Annotated in this window: 11 protein-coding genes; 9 read left to right on the top strand and 2 right to left on the bottom strand. The window is 58.3% G+C overall.

The window, feature by feature from the left end; translation table 11 throughout:
• Positions 1 to 222: 222 nt before the first annotated feature.
• Positions 223 to 858 carry a YchE family NAAT transporter gene (locus M2366_RS08615; protein WP_005906182.1) on the bottom strand — a complete coding sequence of 212 codons (636 nt, stop codon included), beginning with the start codon at positions 856 to 858 and terminating at the stop codon, positions 223 to 225.
• A gap of 267 nt (positions 859 to 1,125) precedes the next feature.
• Between M2366_RS08615 and M2366_RS08610 the strand changes: the two genes are divergently transcribed.
• From M2366_RS08610 to M2366_RS08585, 6 genes are all read left to right on the top strand, one after another.
• A complete protein-coding gene (locus M2366_RS08610; protein ID WP_259235902.1) occupies positions 1,126 to 1,755 on the top strand; it encodes a 2OG-Fe dioxygenase family protein in 630 nt (209 codons plus the stop codon).
• A gap of 294 nt (positions 1,756 to 2,049) precedes the next feature.
• A complete protein-coding gene (gene adhE, locus M2366_RS08605; protein ID WP_259269471.1) occupies positions 2,050 to 4,725 on the top strand; it encodes a bifunctional acetaldehyde-CoA/alcohol dehydrogenase in 2,676 nt (891 codons plus the stop codon).
• A 110-nt stretch (positions 4,726 to 4,835) separates the two neighbouring features.
• Positions 4,836 to 6,074, top strand: coding sequence for an HD-GYP domain-containing protein (locus M2366_RS08600; RefSeq protein ID WP_259235900.1), 1,239 nt, complete (start codon positions 4,836 to 4,838; stop codon positions 6,072 to 6,074).
• Positions 6,075 to 6,428: 354 nt separating this feature from the next.
• Positions 6,429 to 8,099: a sensor histidine kinase gene (locus M2366_RS08595; RefSeq protein ID WP_042042217.1), complete on the top strand. Its 1,671-nt coding sequence runs from the start codon at positions 6,429 to 6,431 to the stop codon at positions 8,097 to 8,099.
• A 61-nt stretch (positions 8,100 to 8,160) separates the two neighbouring features.
• On the top strand, positions 8,161 to 8,865 hold the full coding sequence (btsR, locus tag M2366_RS08590) for a two-component system response regulator BtsR (protein ID WP_042042218.1): 705 nt from the start codon (positions 8,161 to 8,163) through the stop codon (positions 8,863 to 8,865).
• A gap of 234 nt (positions 8,866 to 9,099) precedes the next feature.
• Complete coding sequence (locus M2366_RS08585) at positions 9,100 to 10,533, top strand: carbon starvation protein A (protein WP_259269470.1); 1,434 nt, start codon at positions 9,100 to 9,102, stop codon at positions 10,531 to 10,533.
• Between the two features lie 86 nt (positions 10,534 to 10,619).
• Here the strand turns inward: M2366_RS08585 and M2366_RS08580 are convergent, their stop codons facing one another.
• Positions 10,620 to 12,257 carry a mechanosensitive ion channel family protein gene (locus M2366_RS08580; RefSeq protein WP_259269469.1) on the bottom strand — a complete coding sequence of 546 codons (1,638 nt, stop codon included), beginning with the start codon at positions 12,255 to 12,257 and terminating at the stop codon, positions 10,620 to 10,622.
• Between the two features lie 233 nt (positions 12,258 to 12,490).
• Here M2366_RS08580 and M2366_RS08575 point away from each other — a divergent pair, with 233 nt between their 5' ends.
• The 3 genes from M2366_RS08575 (at position 12,491) to M2366_RS08565 (ending at position 15,780) form a co-directional block, all read left to right on the top strand.
• A complete protein-coding gene (locus M2366_RS08575) occupies positions 12,491 to 12,820 on the top strand; it encodes a DUF3302 domain-containing protein (protein WP_084218196.1) in 330 nt (109 codons plus the stop codon).
• Between the two features lie 10 nt (positions 12,821 to 12,830).
• Positions 12,831 to 13,868: an HlyD family secretion protein gene (locus tag M2366_RS08570; RefSeq protein ID WP_224430663.1), complete on the top strand. Its 1,038-nt coding sequence runs from the start codon at positions 12,831 to 12,833 to the stop codon at positions 13,866 to 13,868.
• A gap of 103 nt (positions 13,869 to 13,971) precedes the next feature.
• Positions 13,972 to 15,780, top strand: a complete 1,809-nt coding sequence (locus M2366_RS08565) for a DEAD/DEAH box helicase (protein WP_259269468.1) — start codon at positions 13,972 to 13,974, stop codon at positions 15,778 to 15,780.
• The last annotated feature ends 74 nt before the right edge of the window (positions 15,781 to 15,854 follow it).

Raw genomic sequence — 15,854 nt, 5'->3', positions numbered from 1 at the left:
CAGTCAGCATAATTCCCTGTCATTTCTGATAATGCAATAGATATCATCAGAGCGGGTCTGGATCCTTGGTTAAATAAACAGCTTTTAAGCAATTATCCAGCATTTAAATAGGCCGAAACGGCGCTTTTATACACAGAGCCGCTCGATTCTAGGAAATGGTTAACGAAAAAGAAACAATAAAAAGCCGGTCACGGGGACCGGCTGGCACAAAACAGACTCAGCTCACATCAGGCTGGGGAAGACTCCCTTGATGCCCGCCACCATGATCTCGATGCCAAGGGACATCATGATGAGGCCCATGATCCGGGTCACCACGTTGATGCCAGTGTTGCCCATCAACTTGAACAGCAAGGGGGCGGCGCGAAAAATCAGCCAGGAGCAGAAGGAGAAGATGGCCACCACCAGCGACATGCCAAGCAGCTGCTGCCAATGGCTCTGACTGGCATAGACGATCACCGAAGAGATGGCCCCCGGACCCGCCATCAGCGGCAGCGCCAGTGGCACCACGGCAATCGACTCGCGGGCGGCCAGCTCCCCTTTCTCCTGCTTGTTGTGTTTCACCTCTCCCAGCTTGCCCTGCAGCATGGACCAGGCGATCAGGGTGATAAGCGACCCCCCTGCGATGCGAAACGACGCCAGCGAAATGCCAAAGCCATCGAGGATCAGTTGCCCCATGTACATGGAGACCAACAGGATCACCATGACGGCAATATTGGCCGTGGTGTTGGTCCTCATCCGCTCGGCCGGTGTCTGATGATTGGTCAAGCTGACGAAGACAGGCAGGAGGCCCAGCGGGTTGATAATGGCGATAAGGCCAATGAAGAACTTCAGATATAACGAAAAATCGATGTCAGCCACGCAAGTCATCCACAGATAAGCGCCCGTTGGGGCCAGCAGGTAAGAAATTGTGCACGAATTTACCTCATAGTTTGTGCGGCCACCAATCAAATAATCTCACGTTCCCCGCCCTCAATAGTTAGTTCCTCTAATGTGTTATCAAATTTCGACATAATCGTTTGTTAAAAAACATTGTGACGATTTAACATTTCGGTAAAATAATTTCGAGTTTTATCTCGCCATCGGATTTGGTAACAAGATTTCATCTCACAAAAAGAGGAGTTTTCAATGATAGATATGGACGTCACCCTGGATTGGCAACTCGATACCCTGCCAGCAACGCTCGTTGCCGGGCTGAGTATGTTTTTCGATCAACTCCCGGTAGATCCCTATATCGACGGTGATTTTCGTCGCCGCCGCTACGGTCGTTTCGAAAAACAGGGCCAGGGCTTTCATCGCCTCGACAACGGCGTCTTCTTCCAAGCCGCCGCCATCAACAAGTTTCTCGGCGACGTGCCCCGCACCTACCCCGATCTGCTGCCCGCCGTTGCCCAGCATGATGCCTTCCTGGCCATGCTCAGCGCCTTCGCACGCCACACGGCACTGGCTGACGGCCGCGAGATAGGCGTGCATCAGATGCGGATCTGCGCCTCCCTCGGCAGCGCAACTCCCCCCGCCCCCGAGGGCGTGCATCAAGATGGCTTCGACTTCATCGGCGTCTTCTTCTGTGGCAGCCAGGGGGTCACGGGCGGGGCCTTGCAGCTTTACCACGGATTAAAAGAACAACCCTTTTTCCAGCAAGCGTTAACAACCGGTGACTATCTGGTGCTCGATGATCGCCGCTTCTACCACAATGCCGCCCCCATCCTCCCCACAGGCCAGCAGGGCCACTGGGATGTCATAGTCCTAACTGCTTGATTTAAATGGCGTGAGATTCGTTCACGCCCCATTCATCCCCCGCCAGCTTAACTCCACAAGCCGATAACATGTTGAAAACATGTATTTTGAAATAAAATTTCTTTTGTTCTTTTGTTACACATGATCCAGATCAAGCTTTGCTGACATGAGACGGCCCTATAATCGATGGCGAAAGCAGTTCAGTAAGGCTTGTAAATACCCCATAGTGGTCAGGCTCTCCTTGACACGGTGTCTATAATTGCCGGGCATTGCCAAGGTCTTACTAAACAGTTTTCAAATCATCAGGAGATAAACATGGCAGTAACCAATTTGGCTGAACTGGATGCACTGGTTGCTCGCGTCAAAGAAGCGCAGCGTCAATTCGCCAGCTTCTCGCAAGAGCAAGTTGATGCAGTGTTCCGCGCCGCCGCCCTGGCCGCCAGCAACGCCCGTATCCCCCTGGCCCAGATGGCCGTGGCAGAGTCCGGTATGGGTATCATCGAAGACAAGGTTATCAAGAACCACTTCGCCTCCGAATACATCTATAACGCGTATAAAGATGAGAAGACCTGCGGCATCCTGAGTCAGGATGACGAGATGGGCACCATGATCATCGCCGAGCCGGTAGGCATCATCTGCGGCATAGTGCCGACCACCAACCCGACCGCTACCGCGATCTTTAAAGCCCTGATCTCGCTCAAGACTCGCAACGCCATCATCTTCTCCCCGCACCCCCGCGCCAAGAACTCCACCAATACCGCCGCCAAGCTGGTACTGGATGCCGCCATTGCCGCCGGTGCCCCGAAAGACATCATCGGCTGGATCGATCAACCGTCCGTCGAGCTGTCCAACGCGCTGATGAAGCACAACGACATCAACCTGATCCTGGCCACCGGTGGCCCGGGCATGGTGAAAGCCGCTTACTCCTCAGGCAAGCCTGCCATCGGTGTCGGTGCCGGTAACGTGCCCATCGTCATCGACGAAACCGCCGATATCAAGCGTGCCGTCGCCTCCATCCTGATGTCCAAGACCTTCGACAACGGTGTGGTCTGCGCCTCCGAGCAAGCGGTCATCGTGGTTGACTCCATCTACAACCAGGTGAAAGAGCGTTTCTCCAGCCACGATGGCTACATCCTCTCCAAAGATGAAGCGGACAAGGTCCGTAAGGTGCTGCTGATCAACGGCGCGCTGAACGCGGATATCGTCGGCCAGCCGGCCACCAAGATCGCGGCCATGGCTGGCGTGACTGTGCCTGCCACCACCAAGATCCTCATCGGTGAAGGTCTGGAACTGTGCGCCGAGGATGAATTCGCTCACGAGAAGCTCTCCCCGACCCTGGGTATGTTCCGCGCCAAGAACTTCGAAGAAGCCGTCGAGATGGCCTGTGACATGGTCAACATCGGTGGTATCGGCCACACCTCAGGTCTGTATACCGACCAGGATCGCAACGCCGACCGCATCAGATACTTCGGCGACAAGATGAAGACCGCCCGTATCCTGATCAACACCCCCTCCACCCAGGGTGGTATCGGTGACCTGTACAACTTCGCTCTTGCTCCTTCCCTGACCCTGGGTTGCGGCTCCTGGAGTGGTAACTCCATCTCCGAGAACGTCGGTCCCAAGCACCTGATCAACAAGAAGACAGTCGCAAAACGGGCAGAAAATATGCTGTGGCACAAACTTCCGAAATCCATCTATTTCCGTCGTGGCTCCCTGCCGATCGCCCTCGGTGATCTGGAAGGCAAGAAGCGTGCAATGGTGGTCACCGACCGCTTCCTGTTCAACAACGGCTATGCCGACGACGTGGTGCGTCTGCTCAAGAAGCTGAACATGGAAGTGGAAGTCTTCTACGAAGTAGAAGCCGACCCGACCCTGTCCATCGTCCGCAAGGGCGCCGAGATGGCCAACTCCTTCAAGCCGGACGTTATCCTGGCGCTGGGTGGTGGTTCACCGATGGATGCGGCCAAGATCATGTGGGTCATGTACGAGCACCCGGACACCGCGTTCGAAGACTTGGCCATGCGCTTCATGGACATCCGCAAGCGTATCTACAAGTTCCCGAAAATGGGCGTGAAGGCCGAACTGGTCTGTATCACCACCACGTCCGGTACCGGCTCTGAAGTCACCCCGTTTGCGGTAGTAACCGACGACGCCACCGGCATGAAGTACCCGCTGGCCGACTACGAGCTGACCCCGAACATGGCCATCGTCGATGCCAACCTGGTCATGAACATGCCCAAGTCCCTGTGCGCCTTCGGTGGTGTGGATGCGGTCACTCACGCCATGGAAGCCTACGTTTCCGTACTGGCTAACGAATACTCCGATGGCCAGGCACTGCAAGCGCTGAAGCTGCTGAAAGAGTATCTGCCGTCCAGCTACCAGAACGGTGCCAACGATCCGGTTGCTCGCGAGAAGGTGCACAATGCTGCAACCATCGCCGGTATCGCATTCGCCAACGCCTTCCTGGGTGTCTGCCACTCCATGGCGCACAAACTGGGTGCCGAGTTCCACATCCCGCACGGCTTGGCTAACGCCCTGTTGATCAGCAATGTCATTCGCTACAACGCGAACGACAACCCGACCAAGCAGACCGCGTTCTCCCAGTACGATCGTCCGCAGGCTCGTCGTCGTTACGCCGAAATCGCCGATCACCTGGGTCTGACTGCGGCCAGTGACCGTACCGCTGCCAAGATAGAGAAGCTGCTGGCCTGGCTGGACGAGCTGAAAGCGACCCTGGGCATCCCGGCCTCCATCCGTGAAGCCGGTGTGAACGAAGCCGACTTCCTGGCCAAGGTTGACCAGCTGGCCCTGGAAGCCTTCGATGACCAGTGCACCGGCGCCAACCCGCGCTACCCGCTGATCACCGAGCTCAAAGCCATACTGATGGATACCTACTACGGCCGTCCTTTCAGCGAGGAAGTCCGGGTTGCTGCCAAGGTGGAAGCCAAAGTCTACGCCAAGGTTGATAGCAAGAAGAAAGCCAAAGCCTGATAAGTCAGAGCGATAACAAGAGCCCGCGCACATGCGCGGGCTTTTTTATTTGTCTATCTGCTTAATTTTGCTAGCTTGTTGATAGGCTTTTTGGCGAACAGGTGTTGCGTATGGCACTGATGCAGGCATCTATCGAGCAGTTGCGGATCGGCCACTATGTCCACCTGCCCGTGGGCTGGCAGCAACACCCCTTCCTGTTCAACGCTTTCAAGATCAAAGATCAACAGCAGCTCGATATCATACGCCACCTGGATCTCGCCCTGCTCACCGTAGACACCGACAAGAGTGACCTGCCGCTGGCCCCTTTGCTGCAAGGTGACGACCCCGTCGAATTACCCCCTGCCGGGCACTCCCCTGCCCCGAGTCACGCCACTGAGACGGCACTCTTCGATGACAAAGCCTGGCGCCGCTCCCTGCGCAGTGCCGACAAGGCATTTGGCCAATCCATGTCGGATTTGCGTGAAGCACTCGGAGCCCTCAATTTGAAACCCGATGAGGGGCTGGCCAATGTCGCCCAGCTGGTGCGCAATGTGGCCGCCCGCCTGCGTGAACATCAGGGTCCCCTCGGCCTGCATCTGATCCGCAGTGTCCACAGCGACATCCTGCTACAACACAGCCTCAACATTGCCTTTATTGCCATGTTGATGGCCCGCGAGCTGGAGATGGATCCCCTGGCGATCGAGGAGGTGGGATTGGCGGGTCTGGTGCATGATATCGGCGAGCTGAGAGTGCCCAGCCAGATCAGCCAGAAACGGGGCGAACTGACTCGTTCTGAACAAAATTACCTGAATATGCATCCTCAATACGGGCTGGAAATGCTCAATCAGTGGCAGGCATTCGAACCCAGGATCCGTCAGGTTGCCCATCTTCATCATGAACGACTAGATGGCAGTGGCTTCCCCCTCGGCATCAAGGGCGGCGAGATCCCGCCACTGGCGCGCCTCATCGGTCTGGTGGATTATTTTGATGAACTGCTTCACCCCAGGGGGACGAGTCAGCCAATCGCCCCCAATCAGGCCATCAGCCAGCTCTACAAGCTCTCTCAGAAGAAATTCGAGCAACCCTTGGTCAAGCTGCTTATCAAACTGCTCGGCGTCTATCCCCCCGGATCTCTGGTGCAGCTGTCGGATGGTGCCCTGGCCCTGGTTGTCAGCACTGAGCCTACCCAACCCTTGAAGCCCAAGATCCTGCCCTATGCCAAGGGGCAGCGCAGCGAGGGGGTTCCCCTCATCGATCTGCGCGAAGATGAGCGCACTATCATCGCCTCCCTCAAACCGGAGGAACTGGACGATGCCCAGCGCCACTTCTTCAATCCGGGCCGACGCTTTTGTTACTACTTTGCATTTTGAGTTATCCCCAGAAGCTGGGGATAACTCATTGGACAAACTTGAATAATCGACTGAAAACCCACAAAACGGTTGTCGACTGAGGATGGATAAAAAACGCCCAGTCTCACGACTGGGCGGAGCATGCCACCTCCATGTGGCACATCCTGCGGATGCATTCATGCTCCCCTCCTGAATATCAATTGTTTTTCATTTACACAAATATCAATTTAACATGCTGATTTTATATAGTTTTTATTTTATGTTCTGGCAGAATGCCGCCCCAGGCACCAACAGAGTCGCCACAGAACAAGATCCCGATCACAGTTGCGGGGGGATGGTCATCCACTGACCCCCTAGCAATGAGGAACGTTTTTTATGCAATTGGTCCTCTCACTGCTGCAGCAGATGAGCGTCTTCCTGGTCATCGCCTACCTCTTTTCCAAGACGCCACTGTTTCGGCCGCTGACGCATTTCTCGGTGCGCCTGCCCCACAAGGTGCTCATTTATGTGCTCTTTTCCGGTTTCTGCATCCTGGGCACCTATGTGGGCCTGGACATCGATGATGCCATCGCCAACACCCGCGCCGTGGGGGCCGTGCTTGGCGGTCTGCTCGGCGGCCCCCTGGTTGGCCTGCTGGTCGGACTGACCGGTGGCCTGCACCGCTACAGCATGGGCGGTTTTACCGATCTGGCCTGCGCCATCTCCACCACCTGCGAGGGGCTGCTCGGCGGCCTGCTGCACTGGCGCCTGGTGCGGGCGGGTCGAACCGATGCGCTGTTCGAGCCCAGAACCGCCTTCTTCGTCACCCTGGTGGCCGAAGTGATGCAGATGGTGATCATCTTGCTGGTCGCCGCCCCCTTCGATAAGGCACTGCTGCTGGTGCGCACCATCGCCACCCCCATGATCCTGGCCAACTCCTGCGGCGCGGCCCTGTTCATCAGCATGATCCGCGATCAACAGCAGATGTATGAGAAGTTCTCCCGGGTCTTCTCGGCCAAGGCCCTGACCATCGCCAACCGCACCGTCGGCATCATGAGCCAGGGGTTCACGGTGGAAGCGAGCGACAAGATTGCTCATATCGTCAAGGAAGAGACCGGGGTCGGCGCCGTGGCCATCACGGACACTCACCAGATCCTGGCGTTTATCGGCATAGGGGAAGATCACCACAAGCCGGGTACCCCTATCACCTCGCGCCTCACTCAGCAGGCCATCAGTGAGAACCGGGTGCTGTTTGCCGATGGCAACAGCCAACCCTATCGCTGCAGCATCTCCCCCCAGTGCGAGCTCGGCTCGGTGCTGGTGATCCCCCTGCAGGGGGACATGGGGGTGATTGGCACCATCAAGCTCTACGAGCCCAAGACCCGATTGTTTCTCAAGATCAATCACACCCTGGGCGAGGGGATCGCCAATCTGCTCTCCCAGCAGCTGCTCAGCGGTCGACTGGAGCAACAACAGCGCCTGCTGATGCAGTCAGAGCTCAAGTTGGTACAGGCCCAGATCAATCCCCACTTCCTGTTCAACACCCTCAACACCATAGGGGCCATCACCCGCCGCAACCCGGAGCGGGCCCGGGAGCTGCTATTGCACCTGTCGCGCTTCTTTCGCAACAACCTCAAGCGCCAGAGCGATCTGGCCACCCTGCAAGAGGAGCAAGAGCACTGCCAGTCCTATCTAGAGATAGAGCTGGCCCGCTTCGGCGACAGATTGACGGTCATCAACGAGATCCCCGAGCATCTGGCCCAGCTGCGTCTGCCGAGCTTCACACTGCAGCCTCTCATCGAGAATGCCATCAAGCATGGGATCTCCACCCTGCTGGGCGAGGGGCGATTGCGATTGCTGGCCCAGGAGCATGAGGGGTGCGTGACCATCAGCGTCGAGGACAACGCCGGTTGCTGGCAACCGGGAGCCAATGGCGATGGGTTAGGCATCTCCATTGTCGACAAGCGCCTCAAGAGCGCCTTCGGCCCGCAATATGGCATCAGCATTCACTGTGAACCCGAGCACTGGACCCGGGTCTCGTTCACCTTGCCCAGGGATACCCCATGAACCCGCCTTGCGCCCCGGTCTCAACCCGTCCCACACAGAGCCCTTTGTCCCAGGAGAGAAGATGATCCGCGTTCTCATCGTCGACGATGAACCCTATGCCCGCGACGAGCTGGCCCTGCTGCTTGGTCAGGATGATGACATCGTTCTCCTGGGGCAGGCGGCTAACGCCATAGAGGCGCTCGGCCTGATCAACAGCCTCAAACCTGACGTGGTCTTTCTCGATATTCAGATGCCCAAACTCAGCGGCATGGAGCTGGTCGCCATGCTCGATCCCCTGCCCCGCATCGTCTTCGTCACCGCCTATGACGACTATGCCATTCAGGCCTTCGAAGAGCAGGCCTTCGACTATCTGCTCAAACCGGTCGAACCCGCCCGACTGCACAAGACCCTGGCTCGGCTCAAGCAGGATATGACGCCGCAACCCATGGCGACCCTGGCACCGGCCATCCACCATATTCCCGGCTATCTCCATAACCGGGTGAGACTGTTGCCCATGGCGCAGGTGGAGTACGCCTTCTCGGATCTGGGCGGGGTGCATGTGGCCTGTCAGGGGGAGTTGTTTCACACCCAGCTCACCCTCAAATCCCTGGAGGAGAAGAGTCCGCTGCTGCGCTGCCATCGCCAGTACCTGATCCACCCTGCCGCCATCTTCGAAATCGCCCTGCTCGATAACCAGCTGGCCGAGATAGTCACCCAGAGCGGCGCCCGGGTGCCGGTCAGCCGCCGCTACCTCAAGGAACTGAAAGACCAGTTCGGTCTCAGCTAACCGCCCTCCTCCAGCAGGCCAAGGCGCCTTGACCAAAGACCCCTGCTAGGCCCCTTGCCATGCAAGCCGGGCCTCCAGCAGGCCTGGCCCATCGGGCATCAAGCGTGAACCGGATCACAATCCTTCGCCGCTCGGGACGCCAAGACGCCGCTCAGGTTCTTTCCCATGAGTTTCACCGCCCGGCCACCTAGACTCCTCAGCGCACACCACAATAACAAGTAATGGAGCGTTACAATGGTCTGGTTCTTCCTCTGTGTCGGCCTGCTCGTCGCCGGCTATTTCACTTACGGTAAAATCATCGAACGGATTTTCGGCCCCAAACCCGAGCTGAAAACCCCGGCCATCACCATGGCCGATGGGGTGGACTATGTCCCCATGTCCGACAAGAAGATTTACCTGGTTCAGCTGCTCAACATCGCCGGGGTCGGTCCCATCTTCGGCCCCATACTCGGCGCCCTCTATGGCCCGGTCGCCATGCTGTGGATCGTATTTGGCTGCATCTTCGCCGGTGCGGTGCACGACTACTTCTCCGGCATGCTGTCGGTGCGCGCCAAGGGCGCCTCTGTCCCGACCGTGGTCGGTGAGCACCTGGGCACGGTCGCCAAGCACTTCATGAACCTGTTTGCCGTCATCTTGCTGATGCTGGTCGGCGTGGTGTTCGTACTGAGCCCGGCCGGTCTGCTCTCCAGCCTGACTCACATCGAGATGGTCTACTGGATCGCGGCCATTTTTGCTTACTACATCCTCGCGACCATAGTCCCCATCGACAAGATCATCGGTCGCTTCTACCCCATCTTCGGCGCCCTGCTGGTGTTCATGTCGGTCGGCCTGGTGATCGGCCTCATGGTATCGGGCAAGGGGTTCTACAACACAGGGATGGACTTCTCCAACCTGCACCCCACCGACTTGCCGCTCTGGCCGCTGCTGTTCATCACCATCGCCTGCGGTGCCGTCTCGGGTTTCCACGCCACCCAGTCCCCACTGATGGCGCGCTGCATGCAAAATGAGAAGTCCGGTCGCTTCATCTTCTACGGCGCCATGATAGGCGAAGGTGTCATCGCGCTGATCTGGTGCACCCTGGGGCTCTCCTTCTACGAGAGCACGGACGCCCTGAACGCAACCCTGGCCAATGGCGGCCCCTCTGCCGTGGTCCACGAGGTCTCCACCGGCCTGCTCGGCACCGTCGGCGGCATCCTCGCTATCCTCGGCGTGGTGATCCTGCCCATCACCTCCGGCGATACCGCGTTTCGCAGTGCCCGCCTGATAGTGGCGGACTTCCTCAACATGACCCAGAAGCCCATCGTCAAGCGCCTGCTGATTGCCATCCCCATGTTTGTGCTGGGTTACATCATCTCCAAGGCTGAGTTCGGGGTGATCTGGCGCTACTTCGGCTGGGCCAACCAGACCACCGCAGTGATCATGCTGTGGGCTGCCGCCGCCTACCTCGCCAAGGAGGGCAAGCTGCACTGGATTTGCACCATACCGGCCATGTTCATGACCGCCGTGGTCATCACTTACCTGGCCAATGCCCCCATCGGCTTTGGCATGGAGATGCAGATCTCGACCATCATCGGTTTGGTTAGCACTGCCCTGCTGACCCTGGCCTTCCTGGTCAAGTTCAGGCCAACCGATGCGAGCGAGACCGCCAGTGAAATCAAGGAGAGCTGACCGCCCTCCCGCGCTGAAATAGCAAAAGGCCCGGCATCGCTGCCGGGCCTTTTCATTTGTCAGGTCATCAGACGCAGACCCCTGACTCAGTTGCCAGGTGCCTGATCCTTGGGCGCTTCGGCCGGGGCCTGGTACCACTGCTCCTTGGCCACCAGCACCGCCTGCTCCGGCTGGGCAATGAAGTTGGGGGACATGATCTGCACCCCGAACTCGTTGAACACATCCTGGATATGGCCATGGAGCTCGGTCTTGACCACCGCGGGCAGCAACCCCGCCTTCATGCGCACCTGCAGCTCGTACTCCACATACCAATCCTGCAGATTGAGCTGACGCACCAGCGGGGCCTCGTCCTGATTGAGCCGCTCACAGCGCCGGGCGGCCAGTTCCAGCATGGCATGCACCTGACGCCAGGGGGTGTCGTAGCCGATGGTCACCTTGGTGAGCAGGGCCACTCCCTTCTCGCCGGCGAGGCGGGTGAGGTTGACCACCTTGCCCCCCACGACCACGGCGTTGGGCAGGGTGACCTCGTGATCCTGGCGCGTCACCAGCTTGGTAGACAGGGCGCTGAGCTCGGTCACCATGCCTTCCACCTCGCCAATCTGTACCAGATCGCCGGGACGCAAGGCCCGCGAGTAGATGAGCACCAGACCACTCATGGCGTGGTTCATGATCCCCGCCGAGCCCAGGGTCACCATGAGGCCGAAGAAGACACTCACCCCCTTGAAGGCATCCGAATTGGCGCCGGGCAGATAGGGGTAGGCCACCGTCAGGGCAAACAACCAGATCACCACGGAGAGCAGGCGACGGGTCGCCCCCACCGTCTCGGCATGCAGCCCCTGCATCCGTAGCTGGCCACGTTCGATGCGATCAAAGATGATGCCCAGCATACGTATGAAGAGCCGGGTCATGACGAAGATGAGCAACACTGTCACCAGCCCCGGCATGGCGGCCATGATGCCCTCCAGCATGTCGACGCACAGGGTAAACAGCGAGCTGCCCAGCCGATCGCTCCAGGCCCTGGTTTGAGGAAAGAGCCCCAATACGTAGGTGAGCCAGCCGTAGGTCACCATGAACACCAGCAGCAGCGTCACCAGCCCCAGTAGTCGCACCTCGACATTGCCCGCCACCTGGCGCCACTGGTGAGGGATCAACCCCTTTTGCAGCAACAGTCGATTGGCGAGCCACTTTCTGACTCGACGATGGATCCATTGCAGACCCCATATAAGGCTGAAGAAAACCAGGCTGGCCAGCACAGTCTTGCCGGTGGCCTTGAGCAGATAAGGCGTGGAGTGCAGCTCCAGATACTTGAGTCGCACCTCTTCCAATCGCCCCCGCACGCGATCGGCCGCTTGATCCAGGGTTAGCTCATCGAGATCGTCCAGATCCTTGTCCACCAGCACCAGGACTCGTTTGCCGTTGACCATGAACTCCCGTGTCTCATAGCCGAGCCGCTGGCTTGCGACGACGGTAATGGGTGTCTGCAAGTCATCGGCACTCATGGTGTCGAGGCGTTCATGCACCCGACGCACCCGATCCGCACCGTCCAGGCTACCAAATTTGGCCTGAAACATGACGATAGGTTCATGGAGCAGCACCAGGGTCCGGGCCAGCTCCTGCTCGGTGGGCTCTCGCCTCGGCTCTGCCGCCCAGCCCACTCTTGCCAAGAGCAGGCAAGTCAACAGCAGACCGGTCAACCACAAACTCATGTTGCACAGTTTTTTCATCGCGCCCCCATTTCTCTGTTCCTCACAGATCCGGATCAATTTCTTGTTTGATTTTACAGAAAAAAAACTCTTTTGCGTGATTAATAACCGGCCAATGAACCTAGGCTGTACCAGAAGATGGACGCCTCTATTGCACACTTGCACTGAGGTAATATGCTGTCATCATGTGCCGCTGAACACTGCGGATACGAGATGAAAGTGTCAGCTCGAAATTTATATGGGAGAAATTGAGGATGCTTGATTACATTGCCTTGGGGATCTTGGTATTCGTCGTCTTGGTCATGTTTTATGGAGTTATCGTCATTCACGATATTCCGTATGAAATTGCCAAACATCGCAATCACCCCCATCAAGATGCCATTCACGTGGCCGGTTGGGTCAGTCTGTTTACATTGCACGTACTTTGGCCTTTCCTGTGGATCTGGGCCACTATCTATCGCCCCGATCGTGGCTGGGGGTTCAGTCAACGTCTGCAACAGGACGAAGATGATCTTTCTACCATCAAGCAAGAGCTTGCCGCTTTGCAAGCCCGTATGGCCACGCTCGAACAGCCCAAAAAATAGGTAATATTTCATGGACTTGCTACTGATCCTTACTTATACCGCTCTCTGTATCGGTATCTTCAAGCTCTTCAAGATCCCCCTCAACAAGTGGACTGTGCCGACGGCCGTGCTGGGCGGGGTCTTCATCATCGGGGCGCTCATCGTACTGATGAACTACAACCACCCCTATTCAGAGCTGGCACGCAACTATTACGTCTCCACCCCCATGGTGCCGCTGGTCAAGGGCCGCGTCACCGAGGTGCCAGTCCAACCGAATCAGCCTGTCAAGAAAGGAGATGTGCTGTTTCGTATCGACGCAGAGCCATTCCAGGAGAGGGTTGCCAGCCTGACCGCCAGGCTCGCCTCCAACACAGATTTCCTCAGAGCCCTCAGTGCCAGACTGCGCTCTGCCAGTCTGGATCGCGATCGTGCTCAGGAGCTGATGCGCCGTGGCATCGGCAAACAACGGGATCTCGACGTCACCCAGGCCAACGTGGACGATATCGTCGCCCAGATTGATCAACAAAAGGCAGCGCTGGATGACCTCAAGGCCCAGCTAAACATCGCCAAATACGATCTGGAGCAGACAGTGGTCTATGCCCCAAGCGATGGCCATATCGTGCAACTGGCGTTGCGCCCCGGCATGATCGCCGCCCCCTTCATGTATCGACCCGTGATGACCTTCATTCATGAAGATGCCAACTCCTATGTCGGCTGGTTCTGGCAGAACAGCATGCAGCGACTGAAGGCTGGGGACGAGGCTGAAGTGGTGCTGGACGGCATCCCAGGCAAGATCTTCAAAGCCAAGGTGCAGTCCGTGATCCCCGCCATGGCGCCGGGTAACATTCAGGCTCAGGCGGGCCTCATCGACCAGACCACGGCGCAGCTGCCGGGTCGCCTGCCCATCGTCCTCGAGATCACCGATCCCGAGTGGGCCAAGTATCAGGTAATCGCCGGCTCCAGTGGCCAGGCCGCCATCTACACCGAACATGTCCACCATGTGGCCATCATGCGTAAAATTCTGATGCGCATGGGTAGCTGGCTCAACTACCTGTTCCCCTTCCATTGATCACCCCAAGCGGGCCAGTCTGACTGGCCCGCTGTCGTTTGTGCCCAGCCCTTCCCCTCCCTATAATGCCCGCCAGCCCTTTTTATCAGTCAGCTTCCCCATCATGTTCGTGCTCAGGCCCTATCAGACAGAGGCGGTCAACGCCGTCATCCAGCATTTTCGCAAGCACCCGGATCCCGCCGTGGTGGTGCTGCCCACCGGGGCTGGCAAGAGTCTGGTGATCGCAGAGCTCGCCCGCAAAGCCCGTGGCCGGGTGCTGGTGCTGGCCCACGTCAAGGAACTGGTGGAGCAGAATCACGGCAAATATGAGGCCTGGGGGCTCAAGGCCGATATCTTCGCCGCCGGGCTGGATCGCAAGGAGGCCAAGGCCCAGGTGGTGTTTGGCTCTGTGCAATCTGTGGCACGCAATCTGGCCGCCTTCGATCCCGTTTCACCAGTGGCAGCCACCTCGGTAGACACCATCAGTGCCACGGGAGGCTTCTCCCTGCTCATCATCGACGAGTGCCATCGGGTATCACTGGATGAGGAGAGCCAATACCATCAGGTGATCGACCATCTTAAAATCGCCAATCCATCCCTCAAGATCCTCGGGCTCACCGCTACCCCCTACCGACTGGGGCTGGGCTGGATCTACCGGCGCCACTATCACGGCATGGTGAAGAGCCAGGGCGAACGGCTGTTTGGCGACTGCGTGTTCGAGCTACCGCTGCGCTACATGGTGAAACACGGTTATCTCACGCCGCCTCGATTGGTTGATGCCCCCATAGTCCACTACGACTTCAGCAAGTTGATTCCCAAGGGCAATGGCCTGTTCAGCGAGGCGGATCTCAATGGCGAGCTCAAGCGCCAACAGCGGGTCACCCCCCACATCATCAGCCAGGTGCTGGAGTACGCAGTCGATCGCCAGGGGGTGATGGTCTTCGCCGCCACCGTCGAGCATGCCCGGGAGATCCAGGGTCTGCTCGTCGCCAAGGAGCAGCACGCCGCCCTCATCACCGGCGAGACCCCGGGCCCTGAGCGCGATGCCCTCATCAGCGCCTTCAAAGGGCGGGAGATCAAGTTTCTGGTCAACGTCTCAGTGCTCACCACAGGTTTCGATGCTCCCCATGTCGATCTCATCGTGATGCTGCGCCCCACCGAGTCTGTCTCGCTCTACCAGCAGATCGTCGGCCGTGGCCTGCGCCTCTCGCCGGGCAAGACGGATTGCCTGGTACTCGACTACGCGGGCAACAACTTCAACCTGTTCGCCCCCGAGGTGGGGGAGCCCAGGCCCCATGCCGGCACCGAACCCGTGCAGGTACCCTGCCCGGCCTGTGGTTTTGCCAACACCTTCTGGGGCAAGACCGATGAGGATGGCCAGGTGATTGAACACTATGGCCGGCGCTGCCAGGGATTCTTCGAGGATGACGATGGCGCGCGGGAAGAGTGCGACTACCGCTTTCGCGCCAAGATTTGTCCCGGCTGTGGCAGTGAAAACGACATCGCTGCCCGCCGCTGCCAAAGCTGCGATCAGCTGCTGGTCGACCCGGATGACAAGCTTAAGGAAGCCCTCAATCTCAAGGACTGCATGGTGATCCGCGCCGCCGGGCTGACCCTGGCTGCCGGCCGCGGCAAACAGGGGGAGCGGCTGGAGGTGACCTATCACGACGAGGATGGTTTGACCCTGATGGAGTATTTTTCTTTCCACAGCCCAGGGGCGCGACGCTTGTTTCAACGGGCCTTTGTGCGTCATCATTGGCGCGCTCCGGGCCTGGAGCCCGAATTTGCCACCCTGGATAGCGTCCTTGCGGCACAGGCCCAGTTCCGTCATCCCGATTTCGTCATCGCCCGCAAGTCAGGGCGCTTCTGGCAGGTGAAAGAGAAGATTTTTGATTATGAGGGGCGGTATCGCACTGCCAACACCCTCGGCTAACGTCGGAGCCTGACTGACAGGTGACAGCGACCATGCTCGATGATGAGGCGCCGCACTGCCAACCCTTGGCTAAG

It is taken from the genome of Aeromonas sp. BIGb0405 (genome assembly GCF_024807335.1).
Classification (GTDB): Bacteria; Pseudomonadota; Gammaproteobacteria; order Enterobacterales; family Aeromonadaceae; genus Aeromonas; species Aeromonas rivuli.
Note: the sequence above shows the minus strand (reverse complement) of the source record. Positions and strands in the feature narration are given on the sequence as shown.

Bases quoted from the DNA above. Each gene is read 5' to 3' on its own strand.
- M2366_RS08580 (WP_259269469.1), bottom strand. From the start codon at position 12,257: ATGAAAAAACTGTGCAACATGAGTTTGTGGTTGACCGGTCTGCTGTTG.
- M2366_RS08575 (WP_084218196.1), top strand. From the start codon at position 12,491: ATGCTTGATTACATTGCCTTGGGGATCTTGGTATTCGTCGTCTTGGTC.
- M2366_RS08570 (WP_224430663.1), top strand. From the start codon at position 12,831: ATGGACTTGCTACTGATCCTTACTTATACCGCTCTCTGTATCGGTATC.
- M2366_RS08600 (WP_259235900.1), top strand. From the start codon at position 4,836: ATGGCACTGATGCAGGCATCTATCGAGCAGTTGCGGATCGGCCACTAT.
- M2366_RS08595 (WP_042042217.1), top strand. From the start codon at position 6,429: ATGCAATTGGTCCTCTCACTGCTGCAGCAGATGAGCGTCTTCCTGGTC.
- adhE (WP_259269471.1), top strand. From the start codon at position 2,050: ATGGCAGTAACCAATTTGGCTGAACTGGATGCACTGGTTGCTCGCGTC.
- M2366_RS08610 (WP_259235902.1), top strand. From the start codon at position 1,126: ATGATAGATATGGACGTCACCCTGGATTGGCAACTCGATACCCTGCCA.
- btsR (WP_042042218.1), top strand. From the start codon at position 8,161: ATGATCCGCGTTCTCATCGTCGACGATGAACCCTATGCCCGCGACGAG.
- M2366_RS08585 (WP_259269470.1), top strand. From the start codon at position 9,100: ATGGTCTGGTTCTTCCTCTGTGTCGGCCTGCTCGTCGCCGGCTATTTC.
- M2366_RS08565 (WP_259269468.1), top strand. From the start codon at position 13,972: ATGTTCGTGCTCAGGCCCTATCAGACAGAGGCGGTCAACGCCGTCATC.